This window comes from Rhizobium sp. P2_G2 (genome assembly GCF_056403555.1).
Genome location: NZ_JBFUFF010000114.1, coordinates 1 through 17,715 on the forward strand (window position 1 = coordinate 1; position 17,715 = coordinate 17,715).

The 17,715-nt window shown below is 54.6% G+C and carries 17 protein-coding genes and 1 pseudogene; 9 read left to right on the forward strand and 9 right to left on the reverse strand.

Annotated elements, in window-relative coordinates; translation table 11 throughout:
• Positions 1–129: 129 nt before the first annotated feature.
• Entirely contained in the window at positions 130–3,393 is a 3,264-nt protein-coding gene (traA, locus tag AC1D06_RS36705) for a Ti-type conjugative transfer relaxase TraA (protein ID WP_477990591.1), read from the reverse strand.
• A gap of 192 nt (positions 3,394–3,585) precedes the next feature.
• Between traA and AC1D06_RS36710 the strand changes: the two genes are divergently transcribed.
• From AC1D06_RS36710 to AC1D06_RS36720, 3 genes are all read left to right on the forward strand, one after another.
• Positions 3,586–3,882 carry a mobilization protein gene (locus tag AC1D06_RS36710; protein ID WP_477990592.1) on the forward strand — a complete coding sequence of 99 codons (297 nt, stop codon included), beginning with the start codon at positions 3,586–3,588 and terminating at the stop codon, positions 3,880–3,882.
• Between the two features lie 17 nt (positions 3,883–3,899).
• Positions 3,900–5,456 carry a type IV secretory system conjugative DNA transfer family protein gene (locus tag AC1D06_RS36715; protein ID WP_477990606.1) on the forward strand — a complete coding sequence of 519 codons (1,557 nt, stop codon included), beginning with the start codon at positions 3,900–3,902 and terminating at the stop codon, positions 5,454–5,456.
• A gap of 373 nt (positions 5,457–5,829) precedes the next feature.
• A complete protein-coding gene (locus tag AC1D06_RS36720; RefSeq protein WP_477990607.1) occupies positions 5,830–6,582 on the forward strand; it encodes a hypothetical protein in 753 nt (250 codons plus the stop codon).
• 112 nt (positions 6,583–6,694) lie between these two features.
• On the opposite strand, the pseudogene AC1D06_RS36725 reads toward AC1D06_RS36720, so the two are convergent.
• Positions 6,695–7,165, reverse strand: a pseudogene (locus AC1D06_RS36725) (Shedu anti-phage system protein SduA domain-containing protein); the annotation flags it as partial.
• Between the two features lie 454 nt (positions 7,166–7,619).
• Here AC1D06_RS36725 and AC1D06_RS36730 point away from each other — a divergent pair.
• Complete coding sequence (locus tag AC1D06_RS36730) at positions 7,620–8,099, forward strand: hypothetical protein (protein WP_477990593.1); 480 nt, start codon at positions 7,620–7,622, stop codon at positions 8,097–8,099.
• Positions 8,100–8,257: 158 nt separating this feature from the next.
• Positions 8,258–9,064: a hypothetical protein gene (locus tag AC1D06_RS36735; RefSeq protein ID WP_477990594.1), complete on the forward strand. Its 807-nt coding sequence runs from the start codon at positions 8,258–8,260 to the stop codon at positions 9,062–9,064.
• A gap of 471 nt (positions 9,065–9,535) precedes the next feature.
• Here AC1D06_RS36735 and AC1D06_RS36740 read toward each other — a convergent pair whose 3' ends face one another.
• From AC1D06_RS36740 to AC1D06_RS36755, 4 genes are all read right to left on the reverse strand, one after another.
• Positions 9,536–10,300: a phosphoribosyltransferase gene (locus AC1D06_RS36740; RefSeq protein WP_477990595.1), complete on the reverse strand. Its 765-nt coding sequence runs from the start codon at positions 10,298–10,300 to the stop codon at positions 9,536–9,538.
• 142 nt (positions 10,301–10,442) lie between these two features.
• The gene (locus AC1D06_RS36745) at positions 10,443–11,513 is read right to left on the reverse strand and encodes a CBASS cGAMP-activated phospholipase (protein ID WP_477990596.1); all 1,071 of its coding nucleotides are present in this window, start codon (positions 11,511–11,513) and stop codon (positions 10,443–10,445) included.
• Positions 11,510–11,953, reverse strand: coding sequence for a type II CBASS E2 protein (locus AC1D06_RS36750; RefSeq protein WP_477990597.1), 444 nt, complete (start codon positions 11,951–11,953; stop codon positions 11,510–11,512). Before AC1D06_RS36750 ends, AC1D06_RS36745 begins: the two co-directional genes overlap by 4 nt.
• A complete protein-coding gene (locus AC1D06_RS36755; protein WP_477990598.1) occupies positions 11,950–13,209 on the reverse strand; it encodes a nucleotidyltransferase domain-containing protein in 1,260 nt (419 codons plus the stop codon). The genes AC1D06_RS36750 and AC1D06_RS36755 overlap by 4 nt, the downstream gene beginning before the upstream one ends.
• A 206-nt stretch (positions 13,210–13,415) precedes the next feature.
• On the opposite strand from AC1D06_RS36755, the gene AC1D06_RS36760 reads away from it, so the two are divergent.
• Positions 13,416–13,745, forward strand: coding sequence for a helix-turn-helix domain-containing protein (locus tag AC1D06_RS36760; protein WP_477990599.1), 330 nt, complete (start codon positions 13,416–13,418; stop codon positions 13,743–13,745).
• Entirely contained in the window at positions 13,742–14,650 is a 909-nt protein-coding gene (locus AC1D06_RS36765) for an ImmA/IrrE family metallo-endopeptidase (RefSeq protein ID WP_477990600.1), read from the forward strand. Before AC1D06_RS36760 ends, AC1D06_RS36765 begins: the two co-directional genes overlap by 4 nt.
• A gap of 50 nt (positions 14,651–14,700) precedes the next feature.
• Here AC1D06_RS36765 and AC1D06_RS36770 read toward each other — a convergent pair whose 3' ends face one another.
• Positions 14,701–14,886: a hypothetical protein gene (locus tag AC1D06_RS36770; RefSeq protein ID WP_477990601.1), complete on the reverse strand. Its 186-nt coding sequence runs from the start codon at positions 14,884–14,886 to the stop codon at positions 14,701–14,703.
• Between the two features lie 348 nt (positions 14,887–15,234).
• Between AC1D06_RS36770 and AC1D06_RS36775 the strand changes: the two genes are divergently transcribed.
• Together AC1D06_RS36775 and AC1D06_RS36780 are read left to right on the forward strand one after the other, a co-directional pair.
• A complete protein-coding gene (locus AC1D06_RS36775) occupies positions 15,235–15,768 on the forward strand; it encodes a hypothetical protein (protein ID WP_477990602.1) in 534 nt (177 codons plus the stop codon).
• A gap of 344 nt (positions 15,769–16,112) precedes the next feature.
• Positions 16,113–16,301, forward strand: a complete 189-nt coding sequence (locus tag AC1D06_RS36780) for a hypothetical protein (protein WP_477990603.1) — start codon at positions 16,113–16,115, stop codon at positions 16,299–16,301.
• A 109-nt stretch (positions 16,302–16,410) separates the two neighbouring features.
• Here the strand turns inward: AC1D06_RS36780 and AC1D06_RS36785 are convergent, their stop codons facing one another.
• Both AC1D06_RS36785 and AC1D06_RS36790 read right to left on the reverse strand, forming a co-directional pair.
• Positions 16,411–17,037: a hypothetical protein gene (locus AC1D06_RS36785; RefSeq protein WP_477990604.1), complete on the reverse strand. Its 627-nt coding sequence runs from the start codon at positions 17,035–17,037 to the stop codon at positions 16,411–16,413.
• 141 nt (positions 17,038–17,178) lie between these two features.
• A partial coding sequence (locus AC1D06_RS36790) for a hypothetical protein (protein ID WP_477990605.1) occupies positions 17,179–17,715 on the reverse strand: 537 nt, incomplete at its 5' end.

The following is a 17,715-nucleotide window of genomic DNA, read 5'->3' on the forward strand; positions in this document are numbered from 1 at the left end:
GGCTCGACAACTTCGTAGCGACCCACAAATCCATCTTCTGCCATGCAAATCTCCAGTTAGTCCTGGAAACCTTCTCGCACACGCAGCAAGCCTCAAAATATAGCCAATCCAATGGGGCGGAGACGGCGCTTACGATAGTTCTTGCCTATGCGCACGATCAACGATCCGGGCGATGTCCGTGATGCGATCGACACGCGCGGCGAGTTCTGGCTCAATGCGCTTCATGTGTTTTATGAGCTCGCGAGGATCGGCGCTGCCAAACCGCTGCTGCAGTGCAGCTACGAGCGCCTCTGCCTCCTGCAGCGCATGTGCCCCTTCCGGCATGCCGGCAATCTTCTCCAGGAAAGCGTCCTTCTCCGCGCGTGGCGTGGCGTCCAGCTCCCTTAGGACCTCCTCACTCCGAGCGGTCAAACTGGGTACCTCAACGACATCCTGTTTTTCCCGCTTCCATGTCTCGGATCGCCGCTCGGCTTCCAGCCTCCGCTCCCACGTCTTGACGGCAGACGCAACGTGATGGCTGAGAGCCTTGGCACGGTGCTGTGCTGCCTTCCGCTCACTGTTTTTGCCGAATAGCCCAACCTTGCCCCGCAGCTCACCGAACTGCTCGGGGCGCTCGGCAACCAATTTTGGGTAGCCGTGCGCCCCAGAGTCTTGCCCAACGATGGCCTTGCCAATCTTGGACGCAAAAGTGTCCGGATCGACATAAACCTCGCGCGCGACGGAGCGGACAGCCTCCATTGCGTGCTCCAGGTCGGGCATGGCCTTTTTGCGCGCGACGTCCTCGACGCTGCGATCATACGTGGTGCATGCCGGTATGAGTGGCGGAAACCGTTCCGCAGGACCGTCCGCCTTACTTGGTTGCATTCCATTTTGGGCGTCTGACGGCCGAAGATCGGCTGGGGAGCGAAGGCGCGCACCGATAGCACTGTCGCGAGCGACCGGCTGAACCTCAGCCTGACCGGGCGCGACACCTACGGCAATCTCGCTGCGGATGCCGAGTTCCCCTACCATGTCCCTCCGCTCGCCGAAGGCGCCGGTGTAGTCAAGCGTCGTCTCCTTCGCCCCCGACCGGCCGAGGCTGGCGGCGAGCGCCTTGGGATCCTTCAGCTCATCCTGCCCAACATACAGCTGGACCGCGTCGCGATGGCGCGTCATCGCCACGTAGGTCAGATGTCGGTCCATCGTCTTCGACGCCATGACATAGGCGCGATCGACCGTCGCCCCCTGCGATTTGTGAATTGTGGTCGCATAGCCATGATCAAAGGCCTGGTAACTTTTGATCGACAGAGTGACCTCGCGGGTCTTGTTCAGCACCGCGCCGTCGAGCCTGACTTGTATCGCGTTCTGTTCGACGGCCATGACTGTTCCCAGCATGCCGTTCTTCACACCGAGATGCCGGTCGTTCTCCAGCAGCACGATCCGATCACCCGGCGCGAACGCACGCTTACCGTCAGTGGTCTGGTAGACGCGCTCACACCCAAGCTCGCCAGTCCCCCGCTCGCCCCGCGCCAGTTTTCCATTTGCCTGCAGCTTTGACCGGATGTCAGCATTGATTGCCCGAACATCAGTGCGACGATGCGCCAGCGCGATGCGGGACCCCAACGGCCGCTGGTCGAGATCCGCGAGATAATCCGCCACCAGGTCGGCTCGCGCAACGTCCCGATCTTTGAGGAAACGCACGTCTCCATGCTCGGCATATTTTTCCAATCCCTCCCCCGTCCGATGGGTGGCAAAGGCGGTCGACGCCTGGCGCTGCCATTCCTGTTTCTGGCGGCGGATTTCCGAGAGCTCAATGGCTCCCACCTGCTCGACGATCGCCCGGAACGGCGAACCCGCTCCAATCGCCTGCAACTGCTCGTGATCGCCGACCAGGACGAGCTTTGCACCGCGTGCCTGGACTTCACCGACGAATTTTGCAAGTTGCCGGCTGCTCACCATGCCGGCCTCATCGATGACAAAGATATCATCTTTCCCTAGCTGGCCTTTCCCGTTCTGCAAGGCATAATCCCAGGACGCCAAGGTGCGAGACGCAATTCCGGACGACTCCTCCAATCCCTCCGCTGCCTTGCCAGCCAATGCCGCGCCATGAATGCGATAACCCTGGCCTTCCCACGCATCGCGGGCCGCCGCCAGCATGGTCGACTTGCCGGCGCCGGCAAAGCCGATGACGGCAGCGATCTGCTCTGGCCCGGTAATATGCCTGACGGCAAGACGTTGTTCCTCGCTGAGCCCGGCATTCGCATTTCGCTGGCTCTGCTCGCTACGGGGCATATTGCCACTCTCGACCGTTTCATCAAGGGAAGCAGCCACTGCAGCCTTGATCGCGTCATGCTGCCGGGTCAATGCGGCCTCGACGTAAGAGATGTCCACGCCGTGGTTTCGCATACCCTTCATATTCGATGCGCGCGAAGCCATGGCGTGCTCGATTTCCACCATCTCCTTCGTCGAATAGCGCGCCAGTTCGCCATTCCTCTCCGGCTGCAATTCCACCAGGGCCGGCGACATCATCACCGAGGCAAAGGCATTCTGGAATGCCTGCACGTCATCGATATAGCGGTGCAGCACGCGCGCCACGTCATGACGATCGAAGACGCTCTTCTCTTCAGTGATCAGTGTCAGGACTTGCTCGGGCTTCTCGCGGATGAGGGTCGCATTGCGTGCTGCTGCCTGCGCCTCATTGCGAGCGCGAGACACACCAAGACCGCGCCGGTCCATCTGTGAGGCGTGAACGCCCATATGCTCGGTCGGCTCGATTTCCAGCCCACGCTCAAGATGCGAACGATGATCGATCCGGACGTCGAGACCGGCCTGCACGAGTTCTCGGTTGGCATGGTGCTCCCAAGCCTGGCGAATGTCGTGCAATTGCATATGCGAGGTCGGTTGATTGTTGTTCAGCAGCCATTTGTTCTCTCGCTCGATCAGCGTCTTGTCGCCAAGCCCGTCCGGCCCGATCGTGCGCGTCGTCATCAGCACATGGGCATGCACATTGCGGATGTCGGTATCGCCGGATGGTCGATGGATTGCGAAGTCGATTGCCGCACCAAACCGGTCGGCCAGATCCTGCGCGAAGGCGCGTGTTAAGGCAATCTGCTGGTCTCGGTTTAGCTCATGCGGAAGTGCCAACTCGAATTCCCGGGCGACACGCGCATCTTTACGCTTTTCGGCACCCTCGACGGCATTCCACAACGTTGCCCGGTCCAGCGCCCAGCCTGCATCGACACCTTCGGGCAGGACGATCTCACAATGCTCGACGCCGCGCTTGCTGGTAAAGTCGTGCACTAGGCCATCGCGCTCGTTGAGGATCCGACTTGCGGTGCGATAGGCGGCGGCAGCCACCGCGCTGCGGCCACCGCCGCGGGCAATCGGCTTCATGCTGCAATGGTAAATCGCCATGCCAGCCCCCGTTGAGCGAAGCGGGCATTCTGAGCGCTGAGTTGCGCAGCAACTCGTAAGTGCGCCCTTGGAACTTCTTTCGCTCCGCTCTCTCCGTCTAAGGGATGTCAGCATGCGCGGCTATTGTAGGATTCACAGTATTGAGGCTGCTAGCCTGCAGCGTAGCCTCGTCTCCAGTGAATGGAGATGAATATGGTACGAAAGCCAATCACCCAGAGGATCGCTGAACTGGAACAGCGCCGAAAGACGCTGGTAGCGAGCCTTGGCAAACAGGAACGTGCCCGCGACACGAGGCGCAAGATCCTGCTCGGCGCTCTCGTGCTCCATCGACTGGAACATTCGAATGATCCGGCCTTCGCTGCGCGGCTGCTCGATTGGTTGCGTGCAGAACTTCCCGGATTTCTCACGCGCGATGGCGACAGGTTGCTGTTCAATGATATTCTCGAACCGCCATCGGCCGACCCAGGAAGCAGCGGAAGGCAAGGTTGATAACCTTTTCCAACTTCATGAAGTCGCTGCTCACGGCGCCCCTGCTTGCCATCGTCTGCGTCATCATCGGAACGGTGTTCTCGACGCTAATTCTCCTCATCAGCTTCCTCATCCGAGTGGTCGGTGGTTTTGCTCCTGGACCAGTCAGCGAGACGATCGCGGTGATAGCCACCTTTCTTCCGATTACCTTCGGCATACTCGGCGCCCTCTCCGCCTTCATCGAGGACAGCCCGATGCCCTCTGTATTCGGATCCGCGCGCTGGGCCGACAAAAAGGAAAGGCGGTCGCTGGCGGCGGGCGACAGCGGGCTTCTGATCGGGCGCGATCCGCAATCCGGCGATCTCTTGCGCTATGACGGGCCGGCGCATCTGTTGACCATGGCGCCGACACGAACAGGTAAGGGCGTAGGCACCATTATCCCCAACCTGCTCACTGCAGAGCGTTCGGTGATCTGCATAGATCCGAAGGGCGAGAATGTGAAAATCGCCGGTCGTGCGCGCCAAAGATTCGGACCAGTTCACGTCATTGATCCGTTCGGAGTGACGGGTTGGCAGCCATCCGCGTTCAATCCTCTCGACCGGCTCGATGCAAACGGGCTGGATGTCGCCGAAGATGCCGGTATGCTGGCCGACGCTCTTGTATTCGACGAGCCAGGCATGGCGGGAGACGCGCATTGGAACGAGGAAGCAAAGGCGCTCATTGCCGGGCTGCTCCTCTATGTCGTGGCCGCAGAGCCGCCGGCCGATCGGCATCTTGGAACACTTCGGAGAGCCTTAGCATTGGCACCGGACCGCTTTGCGGCACTTCTCACACAGATGCAGGACATGCCTGACTGCAGCGGGTTGATTGCCAGGGCAGCCAACCGGCAAGTTGGCAAGTCGGATCGAGAGGCTTCGGGCGTTCTTTCCGCCGCGCAGCGGCACACGCATTTCCTCGATAGTCCACGCATGACGGCGGTCTTGGGCCGATCGGATTTTTCCTTCGCCGATCTCAAGCGCAACCCCGCCTCGGTGTTCCTGGTGCTTCCGCCGCACCGCCTGTCGACCTATTCCAGATGGTTGCGGCTGCTCGTCACACAAAGCTTGACGGACTTGGCCCGTGACGCCACGTCTCCGCGCCAGCCCGTACTCTATCTGCTGGACGAGTTCGCGGCGCTCGGTCGGCTCGCGCCCGTCGAGCGGGCAATGGGTTTGATGGCCGGATATGGCGTCCAGCTCTGGCCTATCCTGCAGGACATCCACCAGCTGCGCGCCACCTATGGCCGCAGCGCCGGCACATTTCTGTCGAACGCTTCCGTGCTGCAAGTGTTTGGGGTAAATGATGTCGAGACGGCCGAGCTCATCGGCAAGGCGATCGGCAAGACCGACGCGGTGTACACGACAAAATCATGGAGCGAGGGCAAGAACTCCACCTCGCAACATATCTCCGCCCGCGATCTTATCAACCCGGACGAGATCATGAGATTGCCCGCGGATCGAATGATTTTGCTTCGTCAGGGGCAGCGGCCAGTCCGGGCCAGGAAGCTGCGGTATTTCGAGGATGCGGAGTTCAAGGCGATGTTCGATCGGCAATGATGGCCCCCGGGCCTAACTTCATTCTGGAGCAGCGTCCTGCGAGGGCGATTGGTTCGCATTGTTTTCGGCCTCTCGCCGAGCCAACTCGTTCTCTACAGCCACTCGAATGAACGCAGCGATCTGATAGTTTCCCACCAGGGCCTTGATGCGAGCCCTCGTCTCAGGGGAGAGACGGACTTTTGTTTCTTCAACATTCAGTGCCGGACGTCCCATGGTCTATGATCACTATCCTTACTGGCAAGCACGACCCAGTCGCCCTCCCGGTTATTGACGAAATAAACAGGTACGTTTATTCTGCTCAGATACCGGCTGGATGACATGCGCGAACACGTCACCCAGCCTGACCACAATCTAGCTTACTGGAGCTTGGATCATGGCTGATTCTGAGACTAGCAGAACTTTGCCTTCAGGTGACCGCAGAAAAAGCAATTCCATTCAAGGCGAACAAGCGGATCCTGCACCTGCGATCACTCGCCGGAATCTCCTCAACGTCACGGCAAAGATCCTGACGTCACGGACCGCGGAACTTCGGAAACTGGCAAGCCGCCAGCAGCCTGGTCGGAAGTCGGCTGCGCAACTATGGCAGGAGTGGTACGTCATCCACCGACGGTGTGAGCGCATCACAAGACTTCAGCAGAAACTTGAAACACAGGTACTTGCGGCCGCCGGCAGCTTTCCGATTGTGGAGATTGCGATTCCTGGCCAAGCAGCGTCCGTGATTATTGACTCCTTCGTTGAAATCGAGCGGCTGAAATCCAAACTGAACGCCGACCAGATTACACAAGCGCAATCTCAGCTACGCCGCCGCCGGAAGAAATGGAAGGACGCGGACGAAAAGTTCGGCTTCAGCGCTGCCCTTGCCTCCGAACGTGTTCTTTCCGCGCAGGAAGGAATATTGGCGCGCGTACTATGGACAGCCAATCCGACCTCGCTCGTCGAAGTGACAGCCAAGCTCCATTGTCTCATTCGAATGGAGGATCCTGGGATGAAGCTCAAAGAAGCGCCGTGGCCACAGCTGAGAACGATACTTGGTGATCTAGTTCGCATCGTGATCGCAATGGATAAACATGGCCATTCGTTAGGGTCTTCGTCGTCAAGAATGAGGCCATCGTCGTCGTCATCGTAATCGTAATCGGCAGGGTCAACTGACGAGACATATCGTTCGCCAGAGAGCATTTCGCGCAACAGCACCAATTTTCCGAGAAGATCGTCGAAGGTGACAATACGCACGTCTGGCTCCGGATCAACTCGAAAGATGCTATTTGGTCAGTAACTGTGGGCGTTCTGCCAGCGACAAGAACCCAATCGACAGAATAAGCCTCCAACTCAGGAATTTTAGACCAATGCTTGATCGGTGCAATATTGGAGACAAAGTTCTGCCGCTGATCAAGCACTTGGACTACTGCGCCCGTCAGCGCCGGCGACGGAGCCCACGCTGCTGCCCTGTATTCAGCACCGAACAGCGTTGTGTTTGGCCGTTTGATTTCCACAAGTGCAGCATTGTGGGTCGAGCTATTCTTGGATAAGAAATCCGCGATTTTTGTTCCAGTGCCAGCAACGGTTCCACCGCCCACAGAGGCGGAGGGTTGCACGACAACCAGCGGATATCCAAAAATCATCGATAGAATAAACGGATTGATTTCGAATAGCCGTTGCCGCTCCAGTTCGTTGCGGTTGCGCCCGAGTTTTCGCTCGAACGCTTCGATCATCCTGTCGAGACTTACGAGTTCGATATCTTTTTGTAGTTGCACAAATTCTTGCGGATCTCGTTTTGCGATTGAGGGAGCGTTCCCTTTTACCGCTTCCAAGAGCGCGACACGATCAGAGCCCTTGAGAACTGACGTGGCGGCATTTGTTCCGCCGATCAGTTTGAAGATTGTCCCGTAGGGACGTACTTTTTCCGGAAAATCATCGGGAAGCGCTTTGTGCAGAACTTCATTATGGGCAAGAAAATTCCGCTGTCTAAGGCTTTCTCCTTGGTGAACGCGGGTAACTCGGTTGGGTATGCATTAAAGACACACATCAAACCCGTTTTGTGCTTAGAGCGAGCCTTGCCAAATGGCTGACAGTGGCGTGGTATCCATCACGATCCGGCAACCCATCAGATGAGGCATTGACGTTATAAAGCTTCATAGTAGTTTAGCGCTACCACAGGAGGAATCGATGGTAAAACTTCGTCATGTCAAGACATGTATCGGCTTCTCATTGGTGCTACTCCATTTGTTGGCTATGCTCCTCTGCTTTCTATGGTTGAAGCCTAGGATGAATCTTCAAAGTTTCCAAATCACAGCACTGATTTTGGCTCCAGTCACGTCCATCTATGCGCTAGCTTACATAAAAGAGGTCGCGCGCCATATGAGAAATCCGACGGCTGACCCTGATTATGGCCAGCCGATCGATGTGAAATTTGCGGTGCTCGCTGTCCTATTCACCTTGGCGTTTTCAACAGGGATAATTTACGCCATTTATAGCTATGCATTTGAAAATCAAGGACAAAATCCAGATGATCTTAAGTTGACCTTATCAATTATCGAAACTGCCCTCGGTGTATTCATGGGTTTGATATTTGAAACTCTTTTCGGAAAATCGTCTTTAGATCAAGCCACAAGTATTACGGACAAAGAAAATAAAAATAAGGCCTGAATATGTCATATAAAGCGTTCGTTTCATATTTTTGGGTATCGCCTTTGCTTTATTTGATGGGATTCCTGATATTAATATTTTTTTTATACCTATTTTTGGCTCTATGGAATAGATCGTTCACTTACTACGCAGAGAGGAGACTGTATTTTTGGACATTAATGTCATTTATTGCTGCAGCTATATTAACAATTGGTTATAACTATCCAAACATACCCTATGAAGTTGGTTATCCTGTGCATCGCATCGATAAAGACAAGTATTTTAACGAGATTTTTGTTTGTGCAGACGCTTTCATGTCAAAAAAGAACTACAAAGAATTATGGCGGACACGCACATCCATTGAACCCCTTCCTTTGACTGATAAAGACGAAACAGGGGTTATAGTGAAGGTCAATAGCCGTTCTCCTTTCCTTTCCATCCAAACACCTGGCATTCGTGAAAAGAGAAGTATTCAAATTAGAATTGGCAGCCCTGCTTTTTCTGACGACCTTAAAGCATATTTTAGTTTTGAAACCAGACAGGTGCCGTGGGTAGACRACGATCAGATTGTTCCTGACGGTATTTACAATCCGCCCACACCAGATCAGCAAAGAGAGGTTAATGAGTTCAATGACGCGTTCGGGTATTACGTGTCTACATGTGTAGGTGAAAATGACGTTGATAAAGCGGCCCACTCTAATGAACGAGTATATTTGTTCGCGTTAGAACGATCTACTCAAGCTCTCGAACGGTTCTGCGAGCCAAGTGCTGTAGAAAATGACTTCAGAAGTCAGATTAATAACGAGATTGAACTTCTTGCGCAGAAGGATTTCGTCGACGAGCGTATACGCTGGTACAATTCGAACGATGTATTGGGGCCAGTTGACTGCGACAAATTACGCCAGGCCATTCGATCTCGCGACCTCTGGGCCTTAGAGCATTTGCGCAGAGGTTTCCCTTACATCCATCCTCCTTTGGCGCAATAGCAATAGCGCGTTCGCGGCGCGGCGGCTGCCGCCCCGACGATTTATTCTTTGCTTGGCCCAAGGTATGCTCCATTGTCGTGCAAGGCGAGAATTCGTTCACGACAACTTAATGTATTTGTCTGGCGTTTGCCTTGGTGTGAATTCGGGCTAGATTTTGCAGCTCCCTCTGAAAGGTAAGCTACGAACATCCGTCAGATATCGCCCGACAATCGACACTTGATTTGCCAAGCCAGTCCATTCAGGGTGCCAGAATGAAAAAAGGAGGCCTCGCGACCTCCCTCTCCATATTCTTGCTACCCGCTTCGTAGCTTCCCGATATTTTCCCCTTAAGGGTTTGACCTCGGTAGACGGTGCTAGCGCGGACCTGCAAGGTTTTAAGGCCCTGCCTCATATTTTACGACCCTGAGGTTGATACAGGGTCGCGGATTGCTCCGAGCACTGTTGCAAAGATAGGGGCTGCGATGGAAATGGTCAAGTCTTTTGTGCGCCGCTCAAAAAGCAAACTGACCTTACCTCCGCTCCAAGTTGATTCTGCACAATCTCTCTAATTGAGATGACCGACGATCCGGTTGCAAACAGATCATCGACTATAAGCACCTTCTTTCCATGAAGAACTGGAGCCTCGCCGTCAATCGTGAACATGTCGAACAGATGTCGCAGCGATAAGTCAATCTCTTTGGCTTGATATTCCGCGAGCGGGTCGGTTTGCTGCCAGGCGTTCAGCTGCGAGGTGTACGTTGTCTTCAAACCATGTCGAACCTTGGGTGGATTCTTCTCTATCTGAGCAAGAATCTCACCAACTCGCTTCTTTCGAATGAATTTTGGATCGAGAATGGGCTTCTCAAGAACGTGCGCAACCAGCGCCGCGAATTTGCTGCAAAAAGGCGACGAAGACGGCACGGGCATACAATAGTCGATATCCGTGAACTCGTTTTTCACAGAAGACAGGATAGCCGAAGCGCGGTTCATGATCTGCTTTTCCCAGAAGGGTGTTATCGAAAAGCCTCGACGTCCCTTCAGAGCAAAGATTAGCGGATTTCCATCGTCTCGACGGGAGCCGTTCTGGTTGCGACTGAAGATGTGGACGAACTCAATGCCCTTCAATCGACTTCTGCTGGGATTGCCGTTAATTGAGGTGTTTACCCCATTCTCATGTTGATCATTTAAACTGACGGCCTTCTTATCGCTTACTTCAATTCCCATAATATCTTCGTCATCTGCAATTTGCAGTCGCAATCGGCGACGCCCTAATCTCTCCTATGTAGTTCCAAGAACACGAAACAGCAAATGGCCAGCGGTTTCGTCCATTGCGGGCATTTTTCAGCCTCTTCTATTGCGCCATCGGCGTCGGTGGGGCACCGGGATGCAATCGGTTACGCTAAGCTTCTCGATGCAACCCCGACGACCTCAGAGGACTTGGAACGAAGGGATCAGCTTCGTCCTGCAGAAACATTGTATCGATCAGTTGCCCAGTGCTCTCTGCCGCGTTCCGAGCCAACCGAGGAAGTTCCTTTTTCGACTTGGCGACATCGTCCAGGGCGATCTGCTGACCTCTTTCGTCAACGTCGATGCGAATAATGTTGCGTCGTTGAATGAGAAGACCTGCTTGGCCGATGGCATTCTTCGATTGGCCTCGCGAAGCCATTTTGTAGAGGGGCGGCACTCCGATGGAAATCCCCCAGCCATTGATGCCACCCGTCAGCTGCGATTGCTTCAGGTTCAGGACTTCCTCGCCGGTACCCAGAGATAGGATACGGATATTCTCCAGCGGGATATCGTAACAAGCGATCACGTCAACGACGGCGTTCATGGTTGGGTTGTTGGCCCAGACGCCACCGTCGATCATGATATGCCCGTTATTGTCGACAGCTGCGAAATAAGCCGGTGCCGCTGTCGTGTGTAGCGCGGCATCKACAAACGTCTTGTGCCGATCCAGCTGATAGTCTGGATGATGAGGCGTCTTGTAGATATATGGCTCACCGTGGACCGCCTCGAAGGTCGGGATGACCAACCGGGTTGAAGCGTCATCAAGTACCTTGCCGCCGAAAATTCTTAGCAGTTCATTCTTCAGCACGCGTTGGTCGTGTTTTGGCTTTGTTAGAAACCGCAACTTCTTCACGAGCCCACCAAGACCTTTCGGTGATGGAAAGATCGTCTCGCCGCGATCAGTGTAGATTTCCAGAACCTGTCTTGCGGTCATGCCGTCAGCAAGGCCCAAAGCGACAATGCCACCGGTCGACGTGCCCGCAATCATATCGAAATATGACGTAATGGCTTTTCCGTTTAAAAAGCGATTTTCGATCTCAGCCAGATACGCAGCCGGGAAAATACCTCTAATGCCGCCGCCGTCGACCGATAGAATTCGAAACAGTCGGTCCTTGGGCCACGGTTGCTTTTGACGGCCTCGGTGATTGGTGCCATCTGAACGGGGTGGTGCGATATAATTCATGCTGGAGTCTCCTCGGTCAGCGGCGTCGGATGGCGGCCTCCGCCGGACCAAACGCCCGTCATCAGCCAGAATTCGTAAAAGGTCAGCCAATCAATGGTCCAAGGAATGATCGTCCTAGAGAGCAACATCGTGGAATCCCACTCGTCACCGTCGGGATCAAACAGGCAAAGTGTTGGATCGTCCAGTGGACCGTAAACATGAGGAAGCGAGCCTTCTTCATTGCCTGGTCGACGTTCCAGTTCCGGCCTAAGGACGCGGACTTCAGGGAACTCCCCCACTTCGTATCGAACCCGAATGCGATAAGTCGTGAATTGCGGCCCCAGATCACCGGTCCATACCGCCGACTGATTTTTCCGGTTGATTTTCCCGACCCGGAACGTCGGCCAGTCAGCTGCCATTCCAGCCAACTGTTCGGGTAACGATTTTAGCTCCTTGCTCATTTGAACTGGTCTCCAAAGTAAGTGTGCGGAGATGCCTTTACCGGTGACGCAAATGCGGATCGGGCTGGGATGATGGCAGGTGCCGCCGGAACAAGAATGCCGCCGCGTTTGGTGTAACTCTGACCGCCAACGGCTGCGGCAGCTTTCGTTTGCTGAGCCATTTGATCGACGGCCCTAGTGACGACCCTGTCCCCGAATACTTCGCGCAACCAATCCTGAAGGCGCGAGGGCAGCATCTCGCCCGCGATGGCGCTTTCCAAGCCCTTGATTAATTCCTTTAGATCGGTCGAAAATCGGCGCTGTTGGTCAAGATTTTCGGGCCAGCGGTCCGTGAAAACATCGTCCTCGTAAACAGGATTTGCGATGTACAGCAATTGATTCCCCAAAGTCGCATTTTCGATATCGCCAATAATTCGTCGAGCGATACGCAAGACCATTTCGGTCAGAGAACTTCCAGGAAGAGCCGCGGCCCCCGCATAGTAAGAGAGCATAACCGATGGTGGCATCCGCCCGGGTCGATTGGAATAACGGATGTTGCGATACCGCTTCAGAAGCTGCAAAGCCAACGTTGGAGTGTTTTTGACCACAAATTCTGATTGGATAGGAACTGGATCAACGTCCGCATCTACTTTCACGCGACGATCTTGAGCATCTTGCCATCTGCGTGAAAATGCTTCGACAACCCTTCGCTCAACAGGGGTCTTCCCCCGGTACCATTCGACAAAACCAAATGCGTTCATTGGCACTTCTTCGTCGTCAGCCGAAGCCTTTGGGCCTTTAGCGTGCATGATGACACTCTGTCGGTCGGGGGTACCCCAATCGCGAAGCGACGGACTGATATCAAGATGCATGTTGTCGGCGTAATAGATGGTCACGCATCTGGTTTGACGAACCACCGAAAGGCCCCGATACCCAATCAACGCTTTTCCAAGCTCCGTCAGAATCTGTAGGGGCGACAAAGCGCGAAACTTGTCGCCGAGTTGGGCGACGATATCTAGGTCGTACTCATCATCGGTTCCCCGGTTCGATATAGTGGCATCAATGGCCATCGAACCTTGAGGATAAAAATGCTCGATTTGATCGTTGAAAATCGAGGTTGCGGCTTCGAGATGGTTTCGTACCGCCTCATACCTGGTAACTGCCTTCCCGTGAAGTGAGGGCGGAAGTTGGACGCTGAAAGCGATCTCAGCAAGAATGGCATCGATGCGGTTTAGAAATGGATCAATTCCATCGATGGTGGTGATGTAGTTTGCCAAATGACTTCTCCAGTGGTTGTGTTTGATGCGCGAGTTGGCTTGTCATCGTCGTGCTCCCCTTTGTTGACTGATGGAGTTCGCTAAAACTTAATTAAAAAGTTCGCTACTCTGAACAAGATATATGACTCTTGATTTCCGAAGTCAAGGGTCATACAGTACGTCTACTCCGAACCTGTGGAAAAGAGACAAGAAGGAAAGGAAATCGGATGGTGCAAGGCAAATTTGGCGCTCGAATAAAGGCGCTTAGAACTGAGAAGAAGCTCACCCTGGATCAACTCGCCGAGTTGTCGGGTTCTTCAAAAAGCTATATTTGGGAACTTGAAAACAAGGACCCTCCAAGGCCTTCAGCGGAAAAATTAGCCGAGATTGCTAAAGCTCTCGGTGTCACCGCCGACTACCTGATTGGAAGCGACGACAAGACTCGCAAGGAGGCGGAAGACATCGCTTTCTTTCGCCAGTACAGCGGCTTGCCGGATGACACTCGCAAGGCTCTCCGGGAAATGGCAGAATCGTTAGCGAAGATGGGCAAGAAGTGACCATACCTGAAACGCCAAGAGCGCTTGTCGAGGCAAATCGCATCACCAAGATGCTTGATCTGGTATTTGGCTCGGATCGATTTGACCGCCACCCCGTGAATGTTGAAGTGTTGGCGCTGGAATATTCAGCCCAGATCGCGCCTGTCAGTCCGATCCATCAGGTTGTCGGGGCAAACCTTCCCGGATGTGTGGGAGCGCTGGTCTACAGTGACACTCAACCACGGCAGTGGGGTATCATGTATGACGATGACCAATCAGATTCCCGACGGGCCTTCACCGTCGCACATGAATTTGGGCATTATGTCCTGCATCGCCGATTGATTGAACAAGACAGCCGGTTCGATGGTGGGATTTATTGCGATGAGAACAGCATCAATCGTAGGGCGGGCAAAGGTATTGAGAAGGAAGCTGACCAATTCGCAGCGGCCCTACTTATGCCTTTCCATGATTTTCGGCGGCAGATAGCATCAAAAGAGCGTCCAAATTTGGAAAGGCTTGGCGCCGTGGCCAGCCGCTACGGCGTCTCTCTCACCGCCGCCATCTTACGTTGGCTGGAATATACGGAATCCAGGTCGATTTTGGTCATATCCAACGAGGGATTCGCTCACTGGGCTAAGTCCAGCGATACGGCATTGAAGTCTGGAAGGTACTTCCGGACAAAAAACAACGTGGTCGAATTGCCTGCGGCGTCCGCAGCTGTGAGACAAGAATTTGGTGACGAGGCCATGAGCGGCATTCGGCATCCGGCGGGCGTTTGGTTCGATGAGCCGGTCGTTGAAATGTCCCTGCGGTCGGATCGATATGACCAGGAATTGACGCTATTGCATTTAGATAGTCTTGGACCTCGAACGCAATGGGAGGACCCTGTCGAGGACGTTTACGATAAGCTTTTCACGCCGCGCTAAGAACATCTATATTGAGAAAAGGGCCACGGATCGGGCCCTTTTCTCAAAAATTAAGTGGCTTCGAAATCGATAGCGGCGCGATCCATCTGTTCCAGTTCACAGACCTTGTCGGGCGCGATGACACCTTTCTCCACCAGCCCGTGCGTCAGCACCGTAAGGAATTCACGATCTCCCCTGACGATTTCCTTCGCTCGTTCGAATTGCACCGCAAGGATTTCCTCGATCTTGGTGGCCAATTCTGGATCACGACGACGCAACTGCTCGGCATCGTCGAGCGATTTGATTTTCGAATAGCGAAAGCGGCTGCCGAGACCGGACTGGGCTTCGAGGATGGTGGCAAGCGAGGTGGCAACATCGAGATCGGTACCCTCGCTTAGTCATGCCCCATCAAAAATCTTGCCAAGGACGACTGCCTCTGCGGCAATGCCTCATCCAGATTGAGCAAACGCTCCGTGATGAGGCCTGCTAGGGTCGCGACTTCAGCACCGGTGCCATTATCGGGTTTGCAGCCTTCGGTCGCAAAGTAGCGCAACGGTCTTTGCCGATGCCGTTGCCATCTACCGGCAAACTCGGGAGGAATGACGATGAAAAAGCAGAGAGCACCCCACACTGACCGGGTGCGCCCGGATGATAGCTTGCAAAGTTCCTTCCGGAGGAGCTCTGGAAAAATCGGCTATGACGCATCATTAAAGAAGAATCCATCCTTCAGGCTGCCGGAGATCAGACCCGGTGGCTGGCGGGGAGAAATTTTCGGAAGCTGCACGGTCAACTTTGGACAGGTCGTTCAGGACGAGCCGTCGCGCCAATCGGTCGAATTCACCTACATCGTCCTGCCGGCGACCCTCACCATGCCTGAGCCTCATTTCACTTGGCCCGGTGTGATCATGATTATAGCCCCGACGCCGATGAAGACGGAGTTTCCGGACGCAGGCTCGTTGTTCAAGAGCGGGGAGCTTCCATCTCTCAGCTTGTCACTCGACGTCACGCGGGATCAGTTTTCGGACATGCTGAGAATGTTGGAGGCGAAGCGGCTGAAGAAGTTTCATTTCACCGTGGAGCAAGGGACGGGGGATTCATGGCCCATCCGCAGCTGGGGTATGGCGACGATCTTGCTATGACTCGCGCTTCTAGATGCCGGGCAGCGGAAACCCCGCCCAAGGCTCACAGAGGCTTTCCGAAATCTCAGGCTTCTTTATACACACGGCGGACTGGTCGGTCAGGACAGCGCGCTCCAGACGGTGTCGAGCAACCTAGCGCCGCTCCTCCAGGCCCAGATCTATCCGTACTCGTTCATCTGGAGATCCGACATCTGGAGCACGATCGGCGACATACTTCGTGACGCCGTCGGAAGTCGCAAAGACGCGGGCTTCCTCGACGGAGCCAAGGATTTCCTGCTGGACAGGCTGGACGACACGATCGAGGTGCTGGCGCGAAACCTAGCGGCAAGGCACTTTGGGACGAGATGAAAGAAAACGCCGAACGCGCCACGTCGGAGGCTCTGGGCGGTGCCGGTCTGATCGCCGACTATCTCACTCCGATGTTCGTCAACAAGGAAATTGACGAGATCCCCTATGCTATCGTGAAAATTCTTAGTCGAAGATGGGATCATGATTGCCGTGGAAACAACCACGACGCTGACTTGATTATCTGATACACTTACGGATTACACGATCAACGGTTGAACGATAGCGACTCAAGAGAAATATACAGTCGCTTGTTCACGCAAAACGTTCCCGACGCGAGTTTCCCTTGCTACCACATTAGAGATACCCACGATCTATCACCACCTTGAGCAGCTTCGGATCGATAGGATATTGCGCGACACGCCCGCGGCCCGAAAGGTTGCGGATCTTCAAACCAATGCCATCCTCCCACTCGGTGCTCCTGGCGTATTCGCTGAGCCACTGAAAAAGCCTAGGGAAATGTCGGTTCGGTCCGATGTTGATCCGGCCCCTGATTTTGTTGCCGTCAAATATCTGACGCAAGACGAGGCGTAGGAATTCGTCCAGCTCCATCTCGACAAGCTCGTCGTCAGACCCTGCATCGAATGCAACCGCATGGATGGCGGAGAAGATCTGATTTGCGGTGAGATCGTCAACGTTCTTCACAAGGTTGTCAGCGGCAAGCTTGTCGATCACATCTTCAACGCTCTTCCTTTCATCGCCTTCGAGGTCAAGAGCGACGATCAGGCGCTCCTTATCCTCGTGACGTGTCCAGCGCCTGCGGAGTTCATCCACCATACTTTCGAAGCGAGAGGTCGGAGCGGATCCGCGGACGACCAATTCTTCTCCAAATGCCTCAAACCAAGCCTTTTTGATCTCCGAAATGACTTTGTTATAAGTTTTAGAGGACGCCATCATCGCTTGATGGTCGTTGAAATCAGCCATTGCGAAAACCCCTCTCATTGCATTTGATTAGCCTGACCACGCAATTCTGCTCGAAACTTGCCACGGCAGACGAGCGTCCGAGCGCCCCCTAGCATCAGTGCCATTGCTTGACGTCAGCAATGCCACCGGCTTCCTTACACATTACTTTAGCGTCTCAAGCCCCGCACAGGTCTTGAGCGCTATGACGCCACCGTTTTCCGCTATCAGTTTGAGTGCCTCGGACTTGATTTTGGCCGGGTCCAGGGGCCAATGATTCATGATCCTGGCTTTCGTGTTCGAGAATATGATGGTGGTGCTGGGATCATCGGATTCTATCGCATTCTTGCCGAGTTGAGCGAGAAGGGCCTTTGACGCTTCACCTATCTGCCCGGTCGGACCGGTGTCCCCGATGACGCCGTACGCAACATGGCCGTGCCATACCACGGTCACAAGATCGCCGGTTTGCAGCGCATTCCCATCGATCGACGTTAGCCCGCCCGGGGTCACCAGGAAGGGTACCTTGGTGGCATCGGCGAAGTCAGACTGCACGAATGGACTCTGGGCGCCGGGCATCCGGAGATTATTTGTCGAGATGTAGTAATCGGTTTCTTTTCCGGCTTTGTCCTTCTGCAAGCGCGGAATTCCACACCCCGTTTGATTCTTGCGGTCGTAGCCGCACGAACGCGGCTCTACGTCCAC

Coding starts and splice junctions, on each gene's coding strand:
- AC1D06_RS36780 (WP_477990603.1), top strand. CDS start 16,113: ATGAAAGAAAACGCCGAACGCGCCACGTCGGAGGCTCTGGGCGGTGCC.
- AC1D06_RS36760 (WP_477990599.1), top strand. CDS start 13,416: ATGGTGCAAGGCAAATTTGGCGCTCGAATAAAGGCGCTTAGAACTGAG.
- AC1D06_RS36750 (WP_477990597.1), bottom strand. CDS start 11,953: ATGAGCAAGGAGCTAAAATCGTTACCCGAACAGTTGGCTGGAATGGCA.
- AC1D06_RS36715 (WP_477990606.1), top strand. CDS start 3,900: ATGAAGTCGCTGCTCACGGCGCCCCTGCTTGCCATCGTCTGCGTCATC.
- AC1D06_RS36785 (WP_477990604.1), bottom strand. CDS start 17,037: ATGGCTGATTTCAACGACCATCAAGCGATGATGGCGTCCTCTAAAACT.
- AC1D06_RS36720 (WP_477990607.1), top strand. CDS start 5,830: ATGGCTGATTCTGAGACTAGCAGAACTTTGCCTTCAGGTGACCGCAGA.
- AC1D06_RS36710 (WP_477990592.1), top strand. CDS start 3,586: ATGGTACGAAAGCCAATCACCCAGAGGATCGCTGAACTGGAACAGCGC.
- AC1D06_RS36730 (WP_477990593.1), top strand. CDS start 7,620: ATGGTAAAACTTCGTCATGTCAAGACATGTATCGGCTTCTCATTGGTG.
- AC1D06_RS36775 (WP_477990602.1), top strand. CDS start 15,235: ATGAAAAAGCAGAGAGCACCCCACACTGACCGGGTGCGCCCGGATGAT.
- traA (WP_477990591.1), bottom strand. CDS start 3,393: ATGGCGATTTACCATTGCAGCATGAAGCCGATTGCCCGCGGCGGTGGC.